20 protein-coding genes are annotated in these 23,004 nt (G+C 53.6%); 10 read left to right on the forward strand and 10 right to left on the reverse strand.

Annotated elements, in window-relative coordinates; all coding sequences use genetic code 11:
- Positions 1-64 precede the first annotated feature (64 nt).
- From EI42_RS04685 to EI42_RS04695, 3 genes are all read right to left on the reverse strand, one after another.
- Positions 65-3,073, reverse strand: coding sequence for a CHAT domain-containing protein (locus tag EI42_RS04685; protein ID WP_137686117.1), 3,009 nt, complete (start codon positions 3,071-3,073; stop codon positions 65-67).
- A gap of 149 nt (positions 3,074-3,222) precedes the next feature.
- Entirely contained in the window at positions 3,223-4,011 is a 789-nt protein-coding gene (locus EI42_RS04690; protein WP_137686118.1) for an anti-sigma factor, read from the reverse strand.
- A 376-nt stretch (positions 4,012-4,387) separates the two neighbouring features.
- The gene (locus tag EI42_RS04695; RefSeq protein WP_111319290.1) at positions 4,388-5,077 is read right to left on the reverse strand and encodes a hypothetical protein; all 690 of its coding nucleotides are present in this window, start codon (positions 5,075-5,077) and stop codon (positions 4,388-4,390) included.
- 519 nt (positions 5,078-5,596) lie between these two features.
- On the opposite strand from EI42_RS04695, the gene EI42_RS04700 reads away from it, so the two are divergent.
- The gene (locus tag EI42_RS04700; protein ID WP_111319292.1) at positions 5,597-6,319 is read left to right on the forward strand and encodes a universal stress protein; all 723 of its coding nucleotides are present in this window, start codon (positions 5,597-5,599) and stop codon (positions 6,317-6,319) included.
- 32 nt (positions 6,320-6,351) lie between these two features.
- Here the strand turns inward: EI42_RS04700 and EI42_RS04705 are convergent, their stop codons facing one another.
- Entirely contained in the window at positions 6,352-8,487 is a 2,136-nt protein-coding gene (locus tag EI42_RS04705) for a thioredoxin domain-containing protein (protein ID WP_111319294.1), read from the reverse strand.
- Positions 8,488-8,673: 186 nt separating this feature from the next.
- Here EI42_RS04705 and EI42_RS04710 point away from each other — a divergent pair, with 186 nt between their 5' ends.
- From EI42_RS04710 to EI42_RS04730, 5 genes are all read left to right on the forward strand, one after another.
- Positions 8,674-9,417 carry a TetR/AcrR family transcriptional regulator gene (locus tag EI42_RS04710; protein ID WP_111319296.1) on the forward strand — a complete coding sequence of 248 codons (744 nt, stop codon included), beginning with the start codon at positions 8,674-8,676 and terminating at the stop codon, positions 9,415-9,417.
- 161 nt (positions 9,418-9,578) lie between these two features.
- Positions 9,579-10,244: a DNA-3-methyladenine glycosylase family protein gene (locus tag EI42_RS04715; RefSeq protein WP_170211505.1), complete on the forward strand. Its 666-nt coding sequence runs from the start codon at positions 9,579-9,581 to the stop codon at positions 10,242-10,244.
- Between the two features lie 53 nt (positions 10,245-10,297).
- Positions 10,298-11,668, forward strand: a complete 1,371-nt coding sequence (locus EI42_RS04720; protein ID WP_111319301.1) for a DnaJ domain-containing protein — start codon at positions 10,298-10,300, stop codon at positions 11,666-11,668.
- A gap of 108 nt (positions 11,669-11,776) precedes the next feature.
- Positions 11,777-12,517 carry a glycosyltransferase family 2 protein gene (locus EI42_RS04725; protein WP_111319303.1) on the forward strand — a complete coding sequence of 247 codons (741 nt, stop codon included), beginning with the start codon at positions 11,777-11,779 and terminating at the stop codon, positions 12,515-12,517.
- 99 nt (positions 12,518-12,616) lie between these two features.
- Entirely contained in the window at positions 12,617-12,877 is a 261-nt protein-coding gene (locus EI42_RS04730; protein ID WP_111319305.1) for a hypothetical protein, read from the forward strand.
- A 96-nt stretch (positions 12,878-12,973) separates the two neighbouring features.
- On the opposite strand, the gene groL is transcribed toward EI42_RS04730, so the two are convergent.
- From groL to EI42_RS04745, 3 genes are read right to left on the reverse strand one after another with little or no spacing between them, the layout of a single operon-like run.
- On the reverse strand, positions 12,974-14,599 hold the full coding sequence (gene groL / locus EI42_RS04735) for a chaperonin GroEL (protein ID WP_111319307.1): 1,626 nt from the start codon (positions 14,597-14,599) through the stop codon (positions 12,974-12,976).
- A 38-nt stretch (positions 14,600-14,637) separates the two neighbouring features.
- Positions 14,638-14,928: a co-chaperone GroES gene (gene groES, locus EI42_RS04740; RefSeq protein ID WP_111319309.1), complete on the reverse strand. Its 291-nt coding sequence runs from the start codon at positions 14,926-14,928 to the stop codon at positions 14,638-14,640.
- A gap of 35 nt (positions 14,929-14,963) precedes the next feature.
- The gene (locus EI42_RS04745) at positions 14,964-15,263 is read right to left on the reverse strand and encodes a hypothetical protein (protein ID WP_111319311.1); all 300 of its coding nucleotides are present in this window, start codon (positions 15,261-15,263) and stop codon (positions 14,964-14,966) included.
- Positions 15,264-15,535: 272 nt separating this feature from the next.
- On the opposite strand from EI42_RS04745, the gene EI42_RS04750 reads away from it, so the two are divergent.
- The 4 genes from EI42_RS04750 to EI42_RS04765 all read left to right on the forward strand — a co-directional run bounded on the left by EI42_RS04750 (position 15,536) and on the right by EI42_RS04765 (position 19,614).
- Positions 15,536-16,117: an acyl-CoA carboxylase biotin carboxyl carrier protein subunit gene (locus EI42_RS04750; RefSeq protein ID WP_170142352.1), complete on the forward strand. Its 582-nt coding sequence runs from the start codon at positions 15,536-15,538 to the stop codon at positions 16,115-16,117.
- A gap of 207 nt (positions 16,118-16,324) precedes the next feature.
- Complete coding sequence (locus tag EI42_RS04755) at positions 16,325-17,992, forward strand: acyl-CoA mutase large subunit family protein (RefSeq protein ID WP_111319315.1); 1,668 nt, start codon at positions 16,325-16,327, stop codon at positions 17,990-17,992.
- A gap of 35 nt (positions 17,993-18,027) precedes the next feature.
- Positions 18,028-18,915, forward strand: coding sequence for a glutamate racemase (gene murI / locus EI42_RS04760; RefSeq protein WP_111319317.1), 888 nt, complete (start codon positions 18,028-18,030; stop codon positions 18,913-18,915).
- 60 nt (positions 18,916-18,975) lie between these two features.
- Entirely contained in the window at positions 18,976-19,614 is a 639-nt protein-coding gene (locus EI42_RS04765; protein WP_111319319.1) for a phosphatase PAP2 family protein, read from the forward strand.
- Between the two features lie 157 nt (positions 19,615-19,771).
- Here EI42_RS04765 and nuoH read toward each other — a convergent pair whose 3' ends face one another.
- From nuoH to EI42_RS04780, 3 genes are all read right to left on the reverse strand, one after another.
- Positions 19,772-21,184, reverse strand: coding sequence for an NADH-quinone oxidoreductase subunit NuoH (gene nuoH / locus EI42_RS04770; RefSeq protein WP_211326014.1), 1,413 nt, complete (start codon positions 21,182-21,184; stop codon positions 19,772-19,774).
- 87 nt (positions 21,185-21,271) lie between these two features.
- Positions 21,272-22,420, reverse strand: a complete 1,149-nt coding sequence (locus tag EI42_RS04775) for an NADH-quinone oxidoreductase subunit D (protein ID WP_111319321.1) — start codon at positions 22,418-22,420, stop codon at positions 21,272-21,274.
- A 97-nt stretch (positions 22,421-22,517) separates the two neighbouring features.
- The gene (locus EI42_RS04780; protein WP_137686119.1) at positions 22,518-22,838 is read right to left on the reverse strand and encodes a DUF2776 domain-containing protein; all 321 of its coding nucleotides are present in this window, start codon (positions 22,836-22,838) and stop codon (positions 22,518-22,520) included.
- Positions 22,839-23,004 lie beyond the last annotated feature (166 nt).

Raw genomic sequence — 23,004 nt, forward strand, 5'->3', positions numbered from 1 at the left:
ACTATCCCCCTATTTTTTCTCCTATCTTCTCTTCACAAAAAGTGGGAGGACAAAGCCCCCCACCTCACACTGATTGAGACTCCTGCTTCTCTAGCTGGGTCCTCACCGCACTGCCAAGCGGCCCCGGATTACCAACCAGCCGAAAAGCGGCCCAGAAGTACGGGTGCGCGTAGGCCGCAGAGCTCCGCAATAGCTGACATTGAGCAGTACGCAATGCCTGTACTTTACTTTCTCCCTGCAAGATCTGATGGTAAAAATAATGCATAAATAGACCTGTAGAATTATCCTCTACCGACCAGATCGTCATTACCAGGGAGGCAGCGCCCGCCACCAGAAACGCACGTCCTAGTCCTAGCTGTTCGTCACCTCCGCCACTCAACGCAAGTCCCGTTTCACAGCCGCTTAACGTCACCAGTTCACAGCAATGAAGATCCAGGTGGAAAGCATCAAAGGCTGTCAGCAGCCCATCAGCAAGCAGCACCGCGGAAAAATTCGGCGCGTCCAGTCTGCTATGACCGTGGGTTGCCAGATGAATGACCGGCGCACCAGAGGCCAGCATCCGAAGCCTCTCCCCTGTTGCCTCCTGCTCCAAATAGCAGCGGCCACGCAACAGTTCAGCAACTTCCAGAGCCTCACGCCGAGCCGAGGGGAGCTCTCGATTCCCCGAGCAGCCAAAGATGAGCGGCTCGTTCAACGCGCTTTTATGCTCCGCCACCGGCTGCATGGCTCGCGTCAACAGCGTGCTTGCGGGCAAATAGCTGATCTGAAAATCCTCGATCAAAAAGCGCGCGCCATCAAAGAGCGCGTGAAAGGGCAATGAATGCAGCGGCCCATACGGCACAATTGTGATCAGCCCTTCGCGTGGCGGCAAGCACGAAGCCACAGGCTCGATCAGCAGCTTGTGCAGACGGCGCAGTAGCCCACGAAGTCCCTGCTGTGGCGGATTCGCAGGGTCAGACCATCCGGCTGGCTGTAGATGGGCATGCAACAACGGCAGGTAGCGTTCCACCTGAAGCGCTGCTCCCGGCACCTCAAAAACAGCCAATGTATCGGGAGTAAGCGCAAAGATGACCACATCATCGCGACACAAATAATAGGTCAGAACCACCTGATCCGGTTGCAGACAGGCACGCAACTGCGCGATATCGACCGTCCGTACGTTACGGAAAGTCGAGCGCAACGACGAATCTTGATGATCGGGTATTTCGATCTGCTGAACATACAGCCACTCAAAAAGCTCACTGATCTTTGCCTCGCACAGGTTCATCTCCTCTTTGACAGCCTCTCGGTCAACCAGGGCGAGCAGCAGCGGATCATTCGTCGCAAGTTGAGCGCTACATTTACGATAGCGCTCCTGCCATTGCTCAAGTTCGGTCTGCTTCTGCAGGAAGAGTGTACCGCGTTCCTGCCAGACCGTCCCCTGAGCTTGCTGCGCAGTGACCGGAGCAACATTTAAATACTGTCGCAAAGAGATCGAGCGTGCGCGTTCCAGATACCGAAAGGCCTGCTCTTTCTTGCCACGGCGCAATTGCAGCACAATCATATCCTCGTACATGTTCCAGGTTGTACGCAGGAACGAGGGCGAAAGATCGTAGAGCAGATTCCCGAGAATGCGTTCCACCTGGGCAATCGCGCCCCCAAAATAGCGTGCAGCCTGACCCTCATTCCCCCGCAGGAGCGCCAGACGCCCCTGCAAATAGCGGCATTTATACACCAGTTCCTGAAAATTATGCTGTCGGGCTCGCGTGGCACAATGCAGACACAGCTCTGCTGCTTCCTGCAACAGCTTCTGTCGCTGGTCAGCATCAGCAGCACAGCGTTCCGCCTGCGAAATACAGGCATCAGCCAGCACAATTTCAGTACGGAGGAGAAGCTGCTGCAATGTCTGCTGCTGATAGATCTGCCGAAGCTCACGGGCCTCGGTTGCTGCCTCAGCCCAACGCCCCAACTCAAGCAACAACTCGGCCTTCTGGAGCCGAGCAATATTAGAGAAATACATCAGGTTACGGGCATGGAACAGCTCAACAACCTCTTGTAGCGAGTTCAGGGCCTCCTTTGTGCGCCCTACCGCCACCAGGATCAGCGCATACTGATGCAGCATATCACCCGCCTCCCAGGACCCCTCTTTCGGCTCGAACTGTTCCAGAGCCTCAGTGGCAAGCCGATAGGCCTCTTGAGTCCGACCAAGCTTGACCAAACAGAGCGCCATCTGAAGCAAGATACCGGCCAGCAATCGGGCATCGGTCAGCTTATGCTGCTCAAACAAATCGCGTAGCTGATAGAAGCGTTTCAGGGCCGAACCATAATAGCCCTGAGCAAAATCGATATCAGCAAGCGTAATTTCCGTGATCATCACGGGCCAGATATTCCCGAGGGCAAGGAAGCGCTCTCGAGCGCTATAGAGCAGGCTATATGCCTCAGAGAAACGGCCAAGCACTGAGAGATTACTGGCCTTGTTATTTTCCGCAATCGCAATCGAGCGATAGACATTCGGATCGCCGTCCTGAACAAGCTCAGCATAAATAGCCAGCACACGATCATAGAGTTCAATCGCGCTCTGACAAAGGCCGGCCTGCTTATAAATAATCGCGGTGTTGAGATCAACAGCACACATCCAGTAACGATCACCCCGCCGCTCAAACACCGCTCGTACCGTTGCGGCTTCCTGTAACGCTTTCTCAATCTGACCCGCCGACGCGCAGGAGATCAGCCATTTCATTCGGCTTCGCGCCCAAAGATACTCATCTCCGAGGCGTAGAAATTCCTGCCCGGCACGTTCCAGACACTCAAGGGCCGCTTGATGATACCCTAGCGTCGAAAGCGCATCCCCTTTCGCGGAGAGACCGAGACCATAGGCTAAAGGAATCTGTAGCTCCTGTCCGAAAAAGATCAGAAGCTCGCTGTATTTTAAGGAGATAGACGGGTCAGCATACAGTTGTTTTGAAGCCTCCTCTTTAAAAGCCCGGGCCAGCGCCAGCGGGTCTTCAATCGAGCGAGCCTGAGAGAGGATGTATGCTTTTCCTTCCTCAAAATCACGAACAAACACCTCGCGAAAGAATTGTGCGACATCCATAACAACCCCATAACAGCGGATGTGAAGAAAAACAACATTTGCATCTTCCTTAATAATAGTCCATCTACTTTCAGGAAGCAAAAAGCTGTTGCGTTTCTTCCCTTTCGGCTGAAAGCGAAACAATACCGCCGCGCAAGCAGTTTCAGGCACTAGCTTGCGGGAATGGAGAGAGCTGGAATCACTACTTCATTTTCAGGCAAGGTGACCACCATCACATATTCACCAGTTGGCACCGGCTTTAAAACCACGTTCCCAAGATCATCAATGGACGCCTCCAACAGAGGGGGATCAACGGGTATCTCCTGTGCTGAAGGAAAGAGAGCAGCGGTGTAGAGAGAAACAGAGCCTCCCTCAAAGGTTTCGCTACTGACATTTGGATCAACACTGGAAAACAAGCCGAGAATCATCGCTTCCCCATAGCTGGTACGTGAGAGATGCAGAGAGATATTCAGAGAACCGGCCCGATATTGACGAGGCCAGGAACTCTCAGTCGGAGTTTCATGTAGGGCGCTTCGCGTCACAAACTGTGGCTGCCAGGGAACCAGCGTTGCCACGATTCGTTCAACAAAGCCACGCAGGGCTTCTCGCGGTGAAGGAGGCACGGGGAAGGGGTCAAAATCAGCGAGGATCTGGCGGATCTCCTGCACTTCCCTGTTACAAAGCGGACATTCCTTCAGATGTCCTGTAATCTTCATCACCTCATCGACAGGGAGCATATGAGCGCAAAAGAGGTTTAATGCTGTCGCATCGGGGCACTGGCTCCGATACAGCCTCGACACCAGAAACGCATTCGTTTCCTTGTAAAATACCAGTCGCTGACGACAAACCTCACATTGTCTGAGATGCTCCTGTGTCTCAGCGCGCAATGGCTCCTCATCAAGAATAAACCGGAGCAGTTCGTCATCATCAGGTGCCATTGCATGTACACAATCCATCATGAGCGGGTCCTTCAATTTCTCTAAACATTTAGCGCAATTTAGACGGTTGTTTAGGTTGCTGCTGTTTTATAAACGCCGGAGAGCAGATTTTTCGCACTCTATTTTCACCTGAGCGCCATTCTGGAGAACAGGTATAGACTCTTATCCCGCTTCTGAAGAGCGCTCGCACTACATAGATACATGTGCACATAACTATTGTACTCGCCCGGACTAACAGCCAGCAAAGCACAATAGGAAAAGAGAACCGGCGGGTAAAACAAAGGAGAGCGCGGCTTCAGGCCACCTCTCCCTGTAACAGACAATTGCATGGACCTTTTCAGACCACCATCACAGAAGTATAGAGTGTTACCATCAAACGAGATATCTGCCCTCCCAATCAGGCGTCACCGTTCCCGAGTTTCCAGCGAATCTTATCGGCATTGCGTAAAAGGCGTTCCATAATATTGCGCTTTAACCGATAAATCTCGTCTTCACTGTGAAACTCATCCGGGCAATAGCGTACAATCTCGCGCGGTTTGAGATTGCAGTGAAAATGGAGATACGCAACCCGACGCTCCTTTTCACCGGGGAGCAGCGATTGAATGACGTGCCACAATTCGTTCTCATGATAGCGGTCAACCACAAAGGGCTCGTCATGATTCCCCTGATGATAGTCAGGCATTGGCTCGACGGTAGAACGTGAGTAGGCACGCAGGGTATCCATAATTGCGCAGTTCAAACAGAGATGCAGATAACTCAGCGCCCCTCCGAGAGTGGAGAAACGCAGCTTCTGATCACTTACTGCCTGCCAGAAACGTCGGAAGGTATCGTCCATATAGGTCTGCTCATGCTCCAGGCGCAGCGCCGCCTCACGACTGGGATGACGTCCAATCCAGAGACGAATACTTTCACTGAACAGCTTCTGTAATACAAGCCACGCCTCCTCACAACGTTCGACAATTGCACGGCGCAGCACCTCTAAACAATACTGGTCGTTACATGGCTCTTTCCGACGATACTTGCCCATTTCACGTACGCTACATTCCATCAACTCCGTCAGGCTCATTTCGCCAGGTGGTTTATCCATTCTGATCCCCATTTGCTCTTGTCCTACTTCCTCTTCAGTTGTACTGAAGGCCGGATAGTACGTCTCCCCTCCACCGGGTGGACGCACTACGAGAATAAACGCAGCATCTTGCGGTTACTCAAAACCTTCCGCAGGTTCGCTTCTAAAGCCTTTCTTGCGCAATTGCGGTTACGCTCCGGCTTCCCTGGGATCTCCCCTCACTACAACCACTACAGTACACAACGATCATGTACAGAAATCTGTCGCTCCCGAAAAATAGGTTCTTGAAGAAGCTGCCATCTCTCTCAATCGATCTCCGACAAAAATTCAGTGATGATCTATACGCGAGTACAGTATCCCTCTCAGTCCCTTCCCCTGCCTGGTTACTCGCACACTTTACTCTGTCAAATGTACCATTTCTTGCCACAAATGAATAAAGCAGGTATACTTTATATATAAGATTACTCGCAACATGCGATTTGTACAATGTCTTGCGTAACCAAAAAAAAGTGACCAGTCCCACAAAAAGGACTGAGGGACATGAATAAGTCTATCCTGCTTGGTATCGATTCTGAACTTTCTCCGACAGCTCAGTACGCCTTGCAGGCCGTTAGCGAGTTTGTCGAGCGTGCTGCCCCCCAGGTTCGTTTGCTGCTTTTAAACGTCATACCGGTTACGCAGGTCATTCCTGCGCAGCCAGGAATGTATGTCGGGCAGGTCCTTCCCGGCGTCGTCACACCGGCGCAGCGTACCCTGGCAGAAGAAACGCTACAAAAAGCGCGCCTCCTGCTAGAACAGCGCGGAATTGGACTGGAGCGCACCGAGAGCATCATTCGCGAAGGGGTACCAGCAGACGAGATCGTGCGAGCTGCCAGAGAACATAATGCCAGCTTTATCGTTGTTGGCAGACATGCCGATACGCTCAAGCATCGCCTCCGGCGTATGCTGGTTGGTAGTGTCTCTCAGCGCGTCCTGCAGCTTGCTTCGTGCCCCGTTATGGTTGTCGTTACCCCCGAACCAGACCGCGTTGACGATCTGGTCGGCTGGTACAAAGAGGAGGTTAAACGCTACCTCAAAGAGAATAACGCATCTCTGACCATCCTGACACCTCAAAAAGTGGTGCAGTTCTTCACCCCCCCTGGTAAAGATGCCTCTGGCAAAAAGGAACTTGATGCCGCTACAAAGGCGCTTGAACAGCTTACTGAAGGTGGCATGCTGTGCCGCCATCAGGTAGAAGGAGAGCTACGCTACGTTAACGACTAAAGGCAGCCCTCCCTGAAACCGCGTTCTCCTTCTCATGCTAGCATCTGTTCCAGCTCATGTGGAAATGAAACCGGTTGCTGACAGATAAAGTTCTGGCAGACATAGGCGGTTGCCTTTTGCTGGAGCATGGAACGGCCAGCCAGCAATGGTATGGCCGTCAGCACTGCCTTGTTCTCCGGCTGAACACAGGCAAGCACACTGTTCGGTAGATACCGCTGATTGACCACAGCCAGAAGCGCCTGTGTGTCCACTGAGGCCGGATCTCCCAGAATCGAGATTTCACGCGCTGGTGACAGGGCAAAGTCCAGCGCTCCCAGTGCATGTCCGAACGCCTGGGGGTGCTGTACCATCACATCCGCGAGTGCCTGTAGATAGTTCTCTGCTCGCTCCCGATAGCTACTCTCACCGGTAAAGGCAGCCAGCCGCAGCAGCACATCCGCCGCACCGCTGTTCCCCGAAGGCGTTGCGTTGTCCATAATATCCTTTGGCCGGCAGATCAATTCCTCATGATCCTTACCAGTATCGAAGAAACCGCCGTTCTGCTCATCGGCAAAGAGCGCAATTGCCTGCTCCACCAGCTCCTGAGCCGCCTGGAACCAGCGAACGTCAAAGCACGCCTCATAGACAGCCAGCAGACCATCAGCCAGAAACACATAATCTTCCAGATATCCCTGAATATGCGCCCGACCATCCTTGTAGGTGCGTAGAAGACGCCCGTTCTGGCGCATGGTGGATAGCAGGAACTCCGCGTTCTTCAGCGCCACTTGCAGGTAATCCTCACGCTGGAGATGACGCGCCGCCTCCGCGAAACTGCGCAGCATCAGGCCATTCCATGAGGTCAGGATTTTCTCATCACGTCCGGGCTTCACACGCTGCTCCCGGAGCTGGAAGAGCCGCTCTCGTCCACGCCGCAAAGCCTGCTCAATCTCCTCGGGTGAGCGCTGAAACTCAGCCGCAAGCTCGGGCACGCTGGTGACAACATGCAAAATCGTTTTGCCCTCAAAATTGCCCTGACGCGTCACATCATAATAGCGCATAAAGATACGGGCATCCTGCGACTCAAGCGCCTGCTCGATCTCCTCGGGTGTCCAGAGGAAAAACTTGCCCTCAACCCCCTCGCTATCGGCGTCCTGCGTCGAGTAGAAGCCTCCCTCAGGCGAGAGCATCTCGCGCATGACATAGGCCAGCGTCTCTTCAACAATACGCCGATACAACGGCTCTTTTGTTACCAGATAGGTATGCAGATAGACGCGACTGAGTAGCGCGTTATCATACAGCATTTTTTCAAAATGCGGAACCAGCCACTCCGCGTCAACGGAATATCGATGGAAACCGCCCCCCAGTTGATCATAGATCCCACCCTGAGCCATCTGTTGCAGTGAGTGTTCCACCACTTGTAGCTCGGAATAGCGAGGAGGTTGTCCCTCGATCTCGCCCTTTTCCCGGTGCAGGTGGACGCGCAGCAGCAGTTCAAGCGCCATCGTATTCGGAAATTTCGGAGCACTGCCAAAGCCACCATGCTGCGCATCATATTCAGCAATCAGGGCATGGCTGGCTGTGCCTAGCAGATCAAGCGACTCGATGTGCCGAGTTGAGCGCTGTAATAGTGGCGCCTCACTCTGCTGTTGGAGATACTGGGCAAGCTGATTCGCCTGCTCCTCGACCTTTTCCCGCTCCTCTCGATAGGCATGCGCCATACTGAGCAGCACCCGCGGGAAGCCCGGCATCATATATTGACCATAATGACGATCACGGGGCGGATAATAGGTTCCACCAAAGAACGGACGACCATCAGGCGTCAGAAAGACGGTCATCGGCCAGCCTCCCTGTTGCGTCAGGGCCTGAACCGCACGCATATAGATCGCGTCGATATCCGGGCGTTCCTCCCGATCAACCTTGATACAGATAAAGTTCTGGTTCATCAGGGTTGCGATCTCTTCGTTCTCAAACGACTCATGTTCCATGACATGACACCAGTGGCAAGAAGAGTAGCCAACGCTCAGCAGGATAGGCTTATCCTCCTGCCGGGCCCGCTTCAGTGCCTCATCTCCCCACGGATACCAATCCACTGGATTATGAGCATGCTGTAAGAGATACGGGCTGGTCTCATGAATCAAGCGGTTGGTGTGCGTATGTTCACCCTGTCGGGGTGGTTGCTGCTCGGCCATAAGTGTTTCTCCCGAAAAAAGACAGTTTCTCTTGCATTGTACGACATCCAGAAAAGAAGAGAAAATTGAGCAATAACCCCGTACTTGACATTTCCAGGCCGGCGCTCTATACTCAAACTCTGAATATGTGACCAGATACAGCCAAAAAGTCATAACAGAACACCGGCGCGGGAAGGGAGGAACACAATGGCTCGATCACTACAATCCGATTCCACCAGACGACAGGAGCGTGCAGATCGCATTCTGGATGTCGCCGTTGAGTTGATGCTTCGCTGGGGCTATCGCAAGACCACCATTGACGACATCGCCCGACAGGCAGGCGTGGCAAAAGGCACCATCTACCTGCACTGGAAATCACGTGAAGCGCTGTTCCTTGCGGCCATATTCCGTGAACTCCTTCGCGCAGGAGAGGAGATGCTTCACAGGATCGAGGCAGACCCCGAAGGCATCCTGCTTTCCCACCTGACCAGACACTCCCTGTTTGTGACGCTGAACCGCCCGCTGACCAGAGCCCTCTTTCTCAACGATACCGATCTGCTCGGTGACTTTTTGCAACTGGCGAACGTTGGCACGCCTACACTGGCTCAGCAAAAACTGGCAGTTATCGAGAAACTCTTGCTCTTCCTGCGTGAAAGGCAACTGCTTCGTACTGATATGGATGTCCGAACCCAACTGTACTCGGTTAGCGCGATTATGATGGGCTTTTTAATGACTGAGCAGTACTTAGCGGAAGATCAGCGCCTCTCAGCCGAACAGATTGCGGATGAGGCTGCGGCGGTCATTCAGCAACGCTTTGAGTCAGGGCAAGCACCAGCCCCCGAAACCATGCAGGAGGCCCGTGAATACTTCGCGCCACTGCTGCGAACATATATCGGAGCAGCCAGAGAGTGGTTTCAGCGCCCCGAGACCGGGGCCTCACTTCGCCTGTAAAGCCAGATACGGATACAAAAAGCGATCAGAAGAAGTAGAAAGTCATATCCACCAGTATAGGGCTCTCCTGACCATTTTTCCCAGTACTTGCTGACGAAAAGGTTCATATGTCGTACAATAGAGACCTGATCAATAAAGAGAAGTCGCAGCCCAAAAAGAGTATGACAGAACAAGAATCCTTTGCCACATTGCGCATAAAGGCAACAGAGCACCTCAAACAGGTCGATCCAGTCCTGAACCATGCCATTGAGCTGGTGGGGCCTTGCACCATTGAGCCCGAACCCAATCTTTTTGAAGCCCTGGTTGATGCCATCGTTTCGCAGCAGATATCCGTTCAAGCGGCAGATGCGATCATGGCGCGTATCCGACAGGCTGTCCCTGATGGGAAGATCACCCCTGATACGCTTCTTCCTCTGGCCTATGAAGATCTGCGTTCCCTCGGCTTTTCCAATGCAAAGGCCCGCTATGTCCGTAATCTCCTTGAACACATTCTGACCGGACAGCTTGATCTGGAGCGCCTGCCGGAGCTGGACGACGAGACCATTATTCAACAGCTCACCGCTGTGAAGGGAATCGGGCGCTGGACCGCCGAAATGATCCTGATTTTCTCTCTGGCGCGTCCGGATGTGCTTCCAGTTGACGATCTTGGTCTTGTTGAGGGCGTGCGACAGGCATACGGTCTGCCAGAGCGGCCCGGGCGGAAAGAGCTGCTTGCCCTCGGGGAACGCTGGAAACCATATCGCACATTTGCCACGTGGTATATCTGGCGGTGGCGCAGATATACTATGAAGGATGACCGCAAGCGCACGCGTATTGTATCCTTATAGAGAATGCAGATGCGCCATTCGTACAACCTGAACCGATAAGCCAGATAGTTATTATGGACACTCCTGAAAATTACTATGCCATTCTTGGCGTTTCAGAGGATGCGGATAACGAAACACTGAAACGTGCATATCGCCAGCTTGCCAGACAGCATCATCCCGATCTGGCAGGCGAAGGAAGCGCAATTCAAATGAAGCGGATCAATCGGGCATATGCCGTCCTGAGCGATCCCGAAAAGCGACAGCATTACGATGCGATTCGTGGTGGCGTCATCGGCCAGACACGGCCTCGTTCCAGACCCAAACGCTTCAGCGAACAGGAGGACCTGGAATTTGCAGGCCTGAATACTTTTTGCACAAAGGGACCTTTCCGTTCAGGGCCGCGCCTGCATACCGGGCTCGGAGTGATCTCTGCTCTGCGCAGCATCTCCATCGCCAGTGGTCAATTGATCGCCGCAGGCACCCTTGACGGCACAGGCAAGATCTGGCAACTTGTTGACGACCAGCCCTGCAAAGAAATTGCCTTCTCGGCAGCTCCTATCCCGACCGTTGAATCGCTGCGCGAACTGCGCTTCTCAGAAGCTGGAAGCTTGCTAACCGGTTGGGGGCGTCAGGCGGTCCATGTCTGGGACGCATGGAGTGGTCAGCGCCTCTGGAGTTATAATGTCTCAGAAAGAGCCGTCTCTGCTCACTATTCCCTTGATCTCGTGCCCCAGGTGACCGCAAAAGGGAAGCAGGCAGTACGAATGGCCCTTCCACTCCTGCCAGGAGATATCCGGGCACCGCGCTCATGGGGCGTACGTGGCAGCGACATTATCAGCCATATTATGGAGGATGACACCCAGAAACTGATAGACCCTGTGACCTGTGTTGAAGAAAACATTGAAAATCGACAATTTTGGGCTATCCGGCTGCGAGCGCTCTCCGAGGACACTAACCACCTGCTCACCCTCTCCTGCGCCCAGATACCAGGGGAAAAGCAGCAGAAAGTGATCCTCAGACGATGGGATCTGACAGCCAGAGGGCGCTTTGGCGGACCACGCCCCCATATTGATATCTCGCTCGATGTGGGAGATTGCGCTGCGTGTGCGCCTCCCTACGCGGTCACGCCAGATGCTCGTATGGTTGCCTTTGGCTTTGCCGGAAATCAGCTGCGTATCTGCGATAGTACAAACGGAACCTTTAGCGATTTACCCTCGGGTACAATGGGAAGCAGCGCCCGCCTGGCATTCTCGTCAGACGGTCAATGGATCGCGATTGCACGTGAAGATAGCGAGATCAACGAAGGGGTCATTGATTTATGGCATGCTGCAACGGGCCAGCTTGTTCAGAAGTTTTATCACCCCTGGCAGATCAGTTCCCTCTATTTCAGTGAAAGACAACTTTTTGTTGCACTGACGGATGGGACTATATATACATGGAAGTAACTTAACCGTTGCTATTGTCATTCTGAATCGTTCGTGTAATCAGGCAACAGAACTTTTTTCAGGGAACGCCTATAATAAATTCCATATGTAGGAGAGAGGCCTTATTTTATGCGTGTATCAGTAATCGTTCCTGTTTATAATGAAGAACAAACTGTAGCAACCATTCTACAATCATTATCAGAAGTTCCTCTGGATCTGGAAGTCATTGTTGTTGATGATGCCTCAACAGACCGGACCTGGGAAATTTTGCAGGAGCTAAAGCAAAAAGAACCGTTTAATAAATATCTCTATGTCCGCCACGATCATAACCAGGGCAAAGGCGCAGGTCTGCGGACGGGCTTCGGGCTGGTGAACGGCGATCTGGTCACGATTCAAGACGCCGATATGGAATACGATCCACAGGACATCCCTGCATTGGTGCAGAAGTATGAGCAGGGAGTGACCCGCGGTATCAAACGAATCGCGGTCTACGGGTATCGCAACCTCTCACGCCAGAAGTTTACGACCCGTTGGGGCAATCGCTTCCTCACAGCCGTTACCAACCTCCTCTACGGTAGCCGCATCCACGACATGGAGACCTGCTATAAGCTCTTCCCGCGTGCAGTCGCCAAAGCGCTCCCGATGGAAGGCAAACGCTTTGAGATAGAGCCAGAAATCACCTCCTGTCTGCTTCAGGCTGGCTACACGATCCTGGAAGTGCCCATCAGCTACAACCCGCGCACCGCCAAGAAGCTGAATCCCTGGAAAGATGGATGGCCAGCCCTGGCCATGCTGTTACGCCGTCGCTTCCGCGGGTCATTTCATATCCCTGAGGAGAGCAAAGAGCCAGTAGCGCAACATACGGCTTAGAAAGGAGCCCGGTGTCTTGTTGTGCCGGGCCTTCCCTCTTCTGCCGAGAACACTTATGCACACGATAGAACAAAGGGGACAAAAAAAGGAGCCGCTTCCATGATGATTCGGGCTGGAATTCTCCAGGAAAAGGAAGAGGGGAAAACAATGTTCTTTCAGGGAGAAGAACGGGCCTACGTTCGCTGCGTGATCGCGGATCAGATAGAGCCAACACGGCGCTTCGTCTGTCGTATCCTGAATCAGGCTCACTTGCCGTTCCAGATCGGTGAGCATATCACAGTCGGTATTCAGAAAGTCGTCACTGAAAGGCAAAGCGGGACCGTTCGCTTCGACTGTATCCTGCTTGATTCTCCGCAATAAATCGCCGATTTTCAATCTATTTCCAAACGAAAGGGCCTGCCACCCGGAACGGGAAGCAGGCCACTTTTTTTGATCTATCTGCGAAACGGAGAACGACTAGTACTCAGGCATTGCCGGAGCAGCGGGTTTCTCCTTCTCAGGGATATCGGTAATCAGGGCCTCGGTGGTCAGGATCATCGCGGCGATGCTGGCTGCATTCTGTAGAGCAGAGCGCGTCACCTTCGCCGGGTCGATAATACCAGCCTCGACCATGTCGATATAGCTGTCGCTCAGGACGTTATAACCGATGCGGTTGCTGTTGTGCTCTTTCTGAGCGCGGCGGATACCCTCAACAACCACAGAACCATCACGGCCACCGTTTGCGGCGAGCTGGCGCAGAGGCTCCTCAAGCGCGCGGCGCAGGATGCTCACGCCGGTCGCGGCATCACCCTCAAGCTTCAGATCGTCCAGAGCGGCAACAGCGTTAACCAGAGCAACGCCACCACCGGGGACCATACCCTCTTCAACACCGGCCCGAGTCGCGGACAGGGCGTCCTCAACGCGGGTCTGGCGATACTTCAGCTCAACCTCGGTGCCAGCACCAACTTTGATCACGGCAACGCCACCGGAAAGCTTCGCCAGGCGCTCCTGAAGCTTCTCGCGATCATAGTCGCTGGTGGTCGCCTCGATCTGAGCCTTGATCTGGCGGATGCGGGCCTGAATGTCCTCGGGATTGCCATGACCCTCGATGATGGTGGTGTCGTCTTTGTGCGCGACAACCAGGCGAGCAGTCCCCAGATCTTCCAGAGTGGCGCTGTCAAGGCGGCGGCCCATGTCCTCGCTGATGACGGTACCACCGGTCAGTACAGCGATATCCTGCAACATATCCTTACGGCGATCACCGAAGCCAGGGGCCTTGATTGCCAGCACGTTCAGAATACCACGCAGCTTGTTCACAACCAGGGTCGGCAGCGCTTCGCCGTCAACATCCTCGGCAATGATGACGATGTTACGATTGCCCTGCTGGACCATCTTCTCGATCAAAGGCAGGATATCCTGAATGGCACTGATCTTCTTGTCGGTGATCAGGATATACGGGTTCTCGATCGAGGCTTCCATCTTCTCGGTGTTGGTCGCGAAATATGCAGAGATGTAACCTTTATCGATCTGCATACCCTCAACGTAGTCGACCTCGAAGTTGATACCACGGGACTCCTCAACAGTGATGACACCATCTTTACCGACTTTGTCCATCACTTCGGCGATCAGCTCACCGATCTGCTCATCAGCGGCGGAGATCGAGGCGATCTGTGCGATCTCCTTCTTGCTCTCGACGGGGATAGCCATCTTGCGGATGTACTCAACAACAGCCTCGGTACCCTTGTCGATACCATACTTAAGCTGCATGGGGTTGGCGCCGGCGGCCAGGTTCTTCAGACCCTCAGTCACGATAGCCTGAGCCAGCACGGTTGCGGTGGTGGTACCATCACCAGCAACGTCGTTTGTGCGGGTCGCGGCCTCTTTGAGCAACTGAGCGCCCATGTTCTCGAATGGATCCTCGAGCTGAATTTCCTTCGCAACAGTGACGCCATCATGTGTAACGGAAGGAGCGCCGAATTTCTTATCCAGAGCAACGTTGCGGCCCTTAGGACCAAGAGTGGTCTTTACAGCATTGGCAAGTGTATCGATACCACGCTTGAGCGAACGACGAGCCTCATCATTAAATACGAGCTGCTTTGCCATTGTAACCCAGTCCTTTTCCTTCTTTTTTCAATGAGCAACTAACCAATAATGGCGAGAATATCGCTTTCCTTAAGAACGAGGTATTCTTCACCTTCCAGCTTGAATTCTGTGCCGCCATACTTGGCAAACAGAACGCGATCACCCTCTTTGACCTGGATAGGAGCACGATCGCCATTATCGAGCAAGCGACCGCTACCAACTGCAATCACGGTGCCTTCCTGGGGTTTCTCTTTCGCTGTATCAGGGATCACGATACCGCTCTTGGTCACTTCTTCCTTTGCCGCGGGCTTTACTACAACGCGGTCACCAACAGGACGAATATTAGCCACTGCCGTATACTCCTTTTGTTTCACAAAGTCTATGGTTATTGCTCAGGGATCTCCCTATCATCAGGAGCGCCAGTAGTCGCGCCCCCGTTTTCCCGCTCATAATGGATCACCCCGGCAATGTTCACCGAGCGATACTGAGAGTAGTCGCAGGTACAGGGACCACCCGCTGCACATCCCGCACAACAATAGACCTTTCCCTGAACCACCACTGGCCGCCAGAGAATCTCAATGTCGCAGTTCGCACAATAGAGCCTCTGCCGCGACTGCACATGCAACCCGGTTTCGCTCTCAAAAGCCTGCTGATTTGTCTGTTTCTCATTGCGTTCTGCGAACATGGCTCATTTCTCACGGATGGTGGAACAACTACTACTTCATCCGTACATGAGTATGCCACAGAAATTGTTAGAAGCGCATAGGAAGAATGTTAGAGAAGTGTTAGAATTTCCCTGTGGCGTCAGAAGAGCCACGATCCAACGAGCCCCACCGCTGTTGTTACGCCCATCCCCCCTTTCTTCCGCTCTCACAGCGTTCTCAAAGGTATGGTACAATGTTTGCACGAAATGTAAGAACAAGCAAGCTATTATGTGCCAGGAGGAATGCATGTCTTATGGCCTACATTACAACGCTTCATACCAGAAAAGAAAAACCTTCCTATCGTGTTGAGGTTGGCGAAAACGGCCAGAAAAATACGATCACGCTTGATGGCAACGCCTATACCATCGACTGGCAGCAGATCGCGCAACTGGCAAATATCGCACAGGGCGCGGCCCATGCGGAGGGCCATTTTAGCCTTTTGATCGGCAACCTTTCCTATGATATTTTTGCCCGTCGCATCACCAGGCCCGGCCAGAAGGGAAGTGAAACCTATGAATTGTTCATCGGGGGCCAACGCTTTGAAGTCACCGTCGAAGATGAGCGCACCCGCCTATTAAGTGGCCTGATCAAAGGCGCAGCAGGTACAGGCACCGCCGAAGTGACCGCTCCGATGCCTGGACTGGTTGTGGGCCTTCCCGTGGCCGTTGGCGATCATATTGAAGAAGGACAGACCGTTGCGGTTCTGGAAGCGATGAAAATGGAGAATGACCTGACTGCTCCACTTACCGGTAAAGTCACCGAGATCCGCGTCCAGAAAGGGCAGACCGTCGATCAGGGTGACATTCTGGTTGTTATCGCCGGAGAGGACGCCTGAACACGCTCCTCAACGACTTCGGGCAAAGTGGCCCGGTACCATTTTCAATCGCGTACCCGAGATGGGCAAGCTACTGCGAAGAGCTACCTGTTCCGAAACCTGAATGTGGAGGTACCAGGACTCAAGACCCATTGCCAGAGCAGAATGCGGGGGTCATCGCAGAAGGTATGCTATAATGCCAGAGGTATGCAAAGGAGGAATGTTGCGATGCAGCAGCATGTGAGCAAAAGCGCCAGGGAATGGCAGGAAACAACCTACCGGAAGGCGCGTGAGAAGGTAGAAGAGCGCAAGGTCCAATTTACCACCAGTTCAGATATTCCAGTCCAGCCACTGTATACACAGGAGGATCTGGCCCAGTTTCAGCCTCAGGAGCAACTGGGATATCCCGGCGAGTTCCCGTTTACCCGGGGCGTACAGCCGAGCATGTACCGCTCACGCTTCTGGACCATGCGCCAGTATGCCGGTTTTGGCACCGCCGAGGAATCAAATAAACGCTACCATTATCTGCTCTCACAGGGCACCACGGGCCTCTCGGTTGCCTTTGATCTTCCTACCCAGATCGGGTATGACGCAGATCATCCCCTGGCCGCCGGAGAAGTCGGCAAGGTCGGCGTCTCTATTTCCAGCCTGGAAGACATGGAAACGCTGCTTCATGGCCTCCCGCTGGAGCGGATCAGCACGTCAATGACGATCAATGCCACGGCCTCTATTCTGCTAGCGCTCTATATCGCGGTCGCCAAAAAGCAGGGGGCCGATGTCCGCAAACTTTCAGGCACCATTCAAAACGATATCCTGAAGGAGTATGTCGCCAGAGGCACCTACATCTACCCGCCAGAGCACTCAATGCGCCTCATCACCGACATCTTCAAATATTGCGCCGAACATGTGCCGCGTTGGAACACGATCAGCATCAGCGGCTATCACATCCGCGAGGCGGGAGCGACGGCAGCACAGGAAATCGCCTTTACCCTCTCGAATGCCATTGCCTATGTACAGGCGGCCATTGATGCAGGGCTGAACGTGGATAGATTTGCCGGGCAGCTCTCGTTCTTCTTCAACTGCCATAACAACTTCTTTGAAGAGATCTGTAAGTTCCGGGCAGCCCGCCGCATGTGGGCACACATCATGCGCGAGCGCTTCCACGCCCAGGAGAAACGCTCGATGATGCTCCGCTTCCACACGCAGACGGCCGGCTCAACCCTGACGGCACAGCAGCCTGATAACAACATCATTCGTACCGCCTATCAGGCGATGGCCGCCGTCCTGGGAGGCACGCAATCACTGCATACCAACTCCAAAGACGAGGCACTTTCTCTCCCGACCGAAGAATCTGCTCGTATTGCCCTGCGCACACAGCAGATTCTGGCCTACGAAACTGGCGTCGCCGACACCGTTGATCCCCTCGCAGGCTCGTACTTTATCGAAACCCTGACCAATCAGCTTGAAGAGGCTGCCTGGCAGTATATCCACAAGATAGATGAGCTCGGGGGAAGCGTTCGTGCCATCGAAAAGGGCTACCTCCAATCTGAGATAGAACAGGCAGCCTATGACTATCAGCTCTCTTTAGAGCGAGGAACTGCTACTGTTGTGGGCGTCAATCGTTTTACCATAGAGAATGAGGTACAACCGGAAATTCAGCGGGTTGATCCTGAGGTAGGCAAGCGTCAGGCTGCCAAACTTGCGGCATTGCGCCAGCGGCGCGATAACGAGCAGGTACAAAACAGGCTCCAGGCTCTTCAGGACGCAGCACGAGGCAGCAAGAACCTGATGCCGTTTATCATTGAGGCAGTTGAAGCCTACGCCACTCTGGGAGAGATCAGCGATGCGCTGCGACATGTCTTCGGAGAACAAAGAGAGTTCGCCGCTGAACTGTAAGGATCTGTTCATAAGTACAGTTGATGATTTAGACTATGACGCAACAAATACTGAGAAACCAGGAACACACAAGCGAACAGAAAACACGGGGCGACCGCAGAGGTCGCCCATCCGCTCCTATCGGAGTTTTTGATTCCGGGGCGGGTGGCCTGACCATTCTGGCCGATCTACGAAAGCAACTACCCCATGAGCACTTTGTCTTTTTTGGGGATACGCTCAACAATCCATATGGCCCTCGCACCGATGCAGAAGTACGAGAGCTGGCTCAACTTGCCACCCGCTTTCTGCTGGAGCAGGATGTCAAAATGATTGTGGTCGCGTGCAATACGGCCTCACAGGCAGCCCTGGAAACACTTCGGATGGCATTTCCACAGCTTCCTTTTGTCGGTGTAGTGCCAGCCGTCAAGCCAGCCGCACGCCTTTCCCAGAAGCGACGCATCGGTGTTGTGGCAACCAATGGTTCTGTAAAGGCTGCATACCTTCAAAACCTGATTGCTACTCATGCAGCAGGGGTTGAAGTAGCCGTCGCCGCCTGCCCCGAACTGGTGACGCTGGTTGAACAGGGAAGAATCGAGGGTCCCGAGGTTGATGTTATCCTGCGGCAATCACTGCGCCCGGTGCTGGAAAAAGATATCGATGTTCTGGTCCTCGGCTGCACCCATTTTCCAGCTTTGCGACTTGCGATTGAAAAAATCGTCGGCGAGAACGTTCAAGTAATTGATAGCGGAAGTGCAATTGCCCGCCGTACACAATGGGTATTGGAAACGGAAGAGCTGCTCCGGCCTGCTGAACAGGAGGAAAGAGGAACGGTCCAGCTATGGAGTAGTGGGGACGCCACAGCATTTCAACGGACAGCCAGCGTGATTCTGGGCTATCCAGTCACTGTCACACAAGCGAAAAACTATCCACAGGTTTCAGGATAAAGCACCTGAGAGCACCATTCTCGCTTCAATAACACGCGAGAGAAAGAACGAAGGAGGCGCATGAGAGAACAACCACTTACTCTCGATAAGAATACACCACTTGCGACGTCACAATTACCTCATATTCGCATTGCCCGCTATCTTTCAGCTATTCTATCACCGATAGTGATTTCTATTCCGGCAGTCTTTCTGGTGGCGCTTTCACAGGCCGCGAATCAGTACACCGCGCTTGGCTATACCGCGTTAACGCTCTTCTTCCTGAGCGTTGGCCCGATGATCTATATCGCGATCGGCGTCAAAATGGGCAAGCTCAGCGATCTGGACGTCAGCAAGCGCTCACAGCGGACCGGTCCTTTTCTCTTCGGTCTCAGTTCAGCGTTGCTCGGTCTGATCGCGCTGGCCCTGACCCGAGCGCCACGAGCCCTGCAATCCGTATTGCTCGCCACTATTATTATTGGAGTCATTCTTCTGATTATTACTGTGTGGTGGAAAATCAGTATGCACGCGGCCTCGCTCTCAGGGGCGCTCACTATATTAACAATCATCTATGGAGCGATCTGTTTACCGGCCTATGTTCTGCTCCTGCTGGTCTGCTGGTCACGGGTTATCCTTCGGCGTCACACCACCGGTCAGGTCATCGCAGGCTCCATTGCCGGTGTTCTACTTCCGTGGCTCTTGCTGACATGTATAGGCTTCTAAGCTATTCAAAAATGGTGATCTAAAAAAAGAAGAAAGGGTTATCTCTCCTATCAACAAAAACAGGCACTGAGCCGGGCATTGCTCCGGCTCTTTTTTCGGGCAAAAAGAAAAGAGACTACATGCAAAATCTGTAGCCTCTTTTCGCTTCTTCTTTTGCTTAGTGCGAGCCACCACCTGCGACTGAACTGCCCGCTGGGAGCTCAGAGACGCGAGACGGAACCCCGTCACGCAACTGAAGCGCAGGGACAGAGGACGCTCGACGCTGTGCCCGGATCGCGGGAGCCTGAGCGCGACGCGTGGTCGCCACAGTTGCACGACGCACAATCCAGATGAACAGGCCGATCGAAAGCCAGTTGATGACACCAAGCACGATCAAGTAGATCAGGTTGGAGAGACCAAGCGCGTTACAGATCAGGTAGATGCCACCGCTCAGCACAATGTTACAGAGTGTAACAGGCATCAGGATCAGCCATGCGAACTGCATGAGCTGGTCAGCACGCAAGCGTGGCAGAGTTGTGCGAACCCAGATGAAGACCGTACACAGCAGGTAGATCTTCAGCACAAAGTACGCCAACGCCAGGATGTTTCCAAGCAGTCCCCACCAGATATTGCCGAGGCCGGTCAAGAAACCAACGCCAGGGCCAGAGAAACCACCCAGGAAGAGATAGCTTGCGATCGCGGACACGATCGTCATGTTACCGTACTCACCCAGATAGAAGAGAGCCCAGCGCATACCACTGTACTCGGTCACATAACCAGCCACAAGCTCGGACTCCGCTTCTGGCAGGTCGAACGGCGAGCGGTTGGTCTCAGCCAGACCACAGATATAGTAGATCATCAGCATCAGCGGCTGCACCAGGAAGAACCAGCTCCAGGGAGTGAAGCCCTGGAAGAGGAAGTCCAGCACGCCATTGCCAGTCTTTGTCCAGGTATCCTGGTACTGCTGGATATCCCAGAGGGACACCGTACCGATACCATCCTTCGCCAGGACGCTTGTCAGCATCACCACGCTTACCAGCGAGAGCACCAGCGGCAGCTCATAGGAAATCATCTGAGCCGCGGAACGCAGACCACCAATCAATGAATACTTGTTATTCGAGCTCCAACCGGCCATAATCACGCCAACAACGTCAATGGAGCTCATTGCTACATAAAAGACAATACCGGTTGCCAGAGCCGTAAACGGCAGGCGAATATACGGGGAGAACGGGATCACCGCCCAGGATGCCATCACCGGAGCCAGGAAGACAGAAGGCGCAAGCAGGAACATCAGCTTGTCGCTCTTGACCACATGAATGTCTTCCTTCAGCAACAGCTTACCAACGTCAGCGACCGTCTGCAACAAGCCCCACGGCCCGGTATGAATAGGACCCAGACGGTCCTGCATCCAGCCCATCACCTTACGTTCGAGCAGGATCAGGATAACCGCACTGGTCATGATAAAGCCAAAGATCGAGAGGAAGGCAACCACATATTGAAGGGTCTCCCAGGAAAGGAGTCCGCTTACAAACTGAGTCCACCAGGTCCAAAGATCGCTCGATCCGGCCTCAGCCATCACAACGCTAAACATCTTGAATTACTCCAAAACAGCACACATAGAAACAGGCAAGGGGAGCCACCCTGACCTGTTTCAACTCGTACCGTCAAAAACCTCGTGTTATCTATCAACTTCACCAAGCACGATGTCCAGGCTACCCAGAATCGCAATGGTATCGCTCATCTTATGACCACGCAGCAGCTCCGGGAGGATCTGCAAGTTGATGAAGGAAGGTCCGCGCAGTTTCGCTCTCCACGGATATTCACTGCCATCGCTGATAAAGTACACACCAAGCTCACCCTTACTGCTCTCAACAGCGAAATAGGTTTCGCCGCGTGGTGGGCGCAGGGCAATCGGAGTGCGTGTCGAGATCGGACCGCCGGGCATCTTATCGATAGCCTCACGGCACAGGCGAATGCTCTCAAAGATTTCATTGAGGCGGACATAATAGCGAGCAAAACAGTCGCCTTCCTGACGGACCTGAGGATTCACCGGGATCTCACGATAGGCCATATACGGGCGGTTCACACGCAGGTCCCAGTTCACGCCACTGGCGCGCAGCATCGGGCCAGTCAGACCATAAGCCATCGCCTGCTGTGGATCGATATAGCCGACCCCTTGAGTACGAGCCATAAAGATCTCGTTCCCGGTCAGCAGAGTATCCAGTTCTTTGGTGTTCTTCTCCAGCTCATCCAGGAACTTTTCGCACTGCGTAAGCCAACCACTGGGGGTATCATGGAGCACCCCCCCCACACGCATATAGTTCACATTGAAGCGACTGCCGCCGAGGGCCTCAAACAGGTCCAGAATGCCCTCACGGTCGCGGAAGGTCCACAGGATCGGGGTAAAAGCGCCGAGGTCCATGCCGTAGGTTCCCAGAGCCACCAGATGGCTTGCGATACGCTGAAGCTCATTGGTAATCAAGCGAATGTACTGAGCTCGACGCGGGGGCTCGATGCCCATTAACTGCTCAACAGCGCCAACATATGCCGTTTCATTGAGCATCGGAGAAAGATAGTCGGAGTTATCCATATAACGGATACCGGCCATTACCGTGCGGTTCTCTAGAATTTTCTCAATGCCGCGATGCAAATAGCCGATCACTGGAGTACAGTCAAGGACTGTTTCGCCCTCAAGCTTCAGCATCAAGCGCAACACGCCGTGAGTGCTAGGGTGCTGAGGACCCATGTTCAACAGCATTTCCTGTGACTTCGACTCCTCGATAACTCCCCCTTCAGGATGTATTTTCATCTCTTGGTCTGTAGCCATGAGTATCCTCAATCAGAAAATTTCAAATCTTCCACCCCGCGCAACGACTACACAAGAGCCGTCAGGCGGAACAGGAAACACAGAGTATCATGCAACTTTATCTACGATGTATTCTTCGCGGCAGCCTTCGCACACGGGACCAGACAAGGAACAGCCAGATAAACCCCGTGAGCACAGCAATGCCACCAATCACAGCGCGGTTCGGGTCCGTTGAGAACAGGGCATAATAGAAGCCACCACAAAAACAGACAAGCGCGGTAAGAGCAGGAATAAGGACCGTTCTTCTCTGCTGGGTCGGACCGCCGGTTCCACCGCTGTTCCCTCCGTTATCTCTACGATGACGAGCCTGTTCACTCTTGGGTGTGCCTGTTCCCTTTTTGCTCTGTCCAGTATTCCGACGCGCCCTTGCTCTCGGCATAGCACACACTCACATTTCAGTCAGGTAGAGGCTCAAACGCTCACTCCTCCCGGGCAATTCGGCTCACAGGAGAGAGCAAACGACCAGACAACAAACAGAGATCGCTTCCAGTCAGGAGGGAACGCCAGTTCCCGCATTGCATAACTGAACCAGAAGAAACGGGCCT

This window comes from Thermosporothrix hazakensis (genome assembly GCF_003253565.1).
In the GTDB taxonomy this organism is placed as follows: Bacteria; Chloroflexota; Ktedonobacteria; order Ktedonobacterales; family Ktedonobacteraceae; genus Thermosporothrix; species Thermosporothrix hazakensis.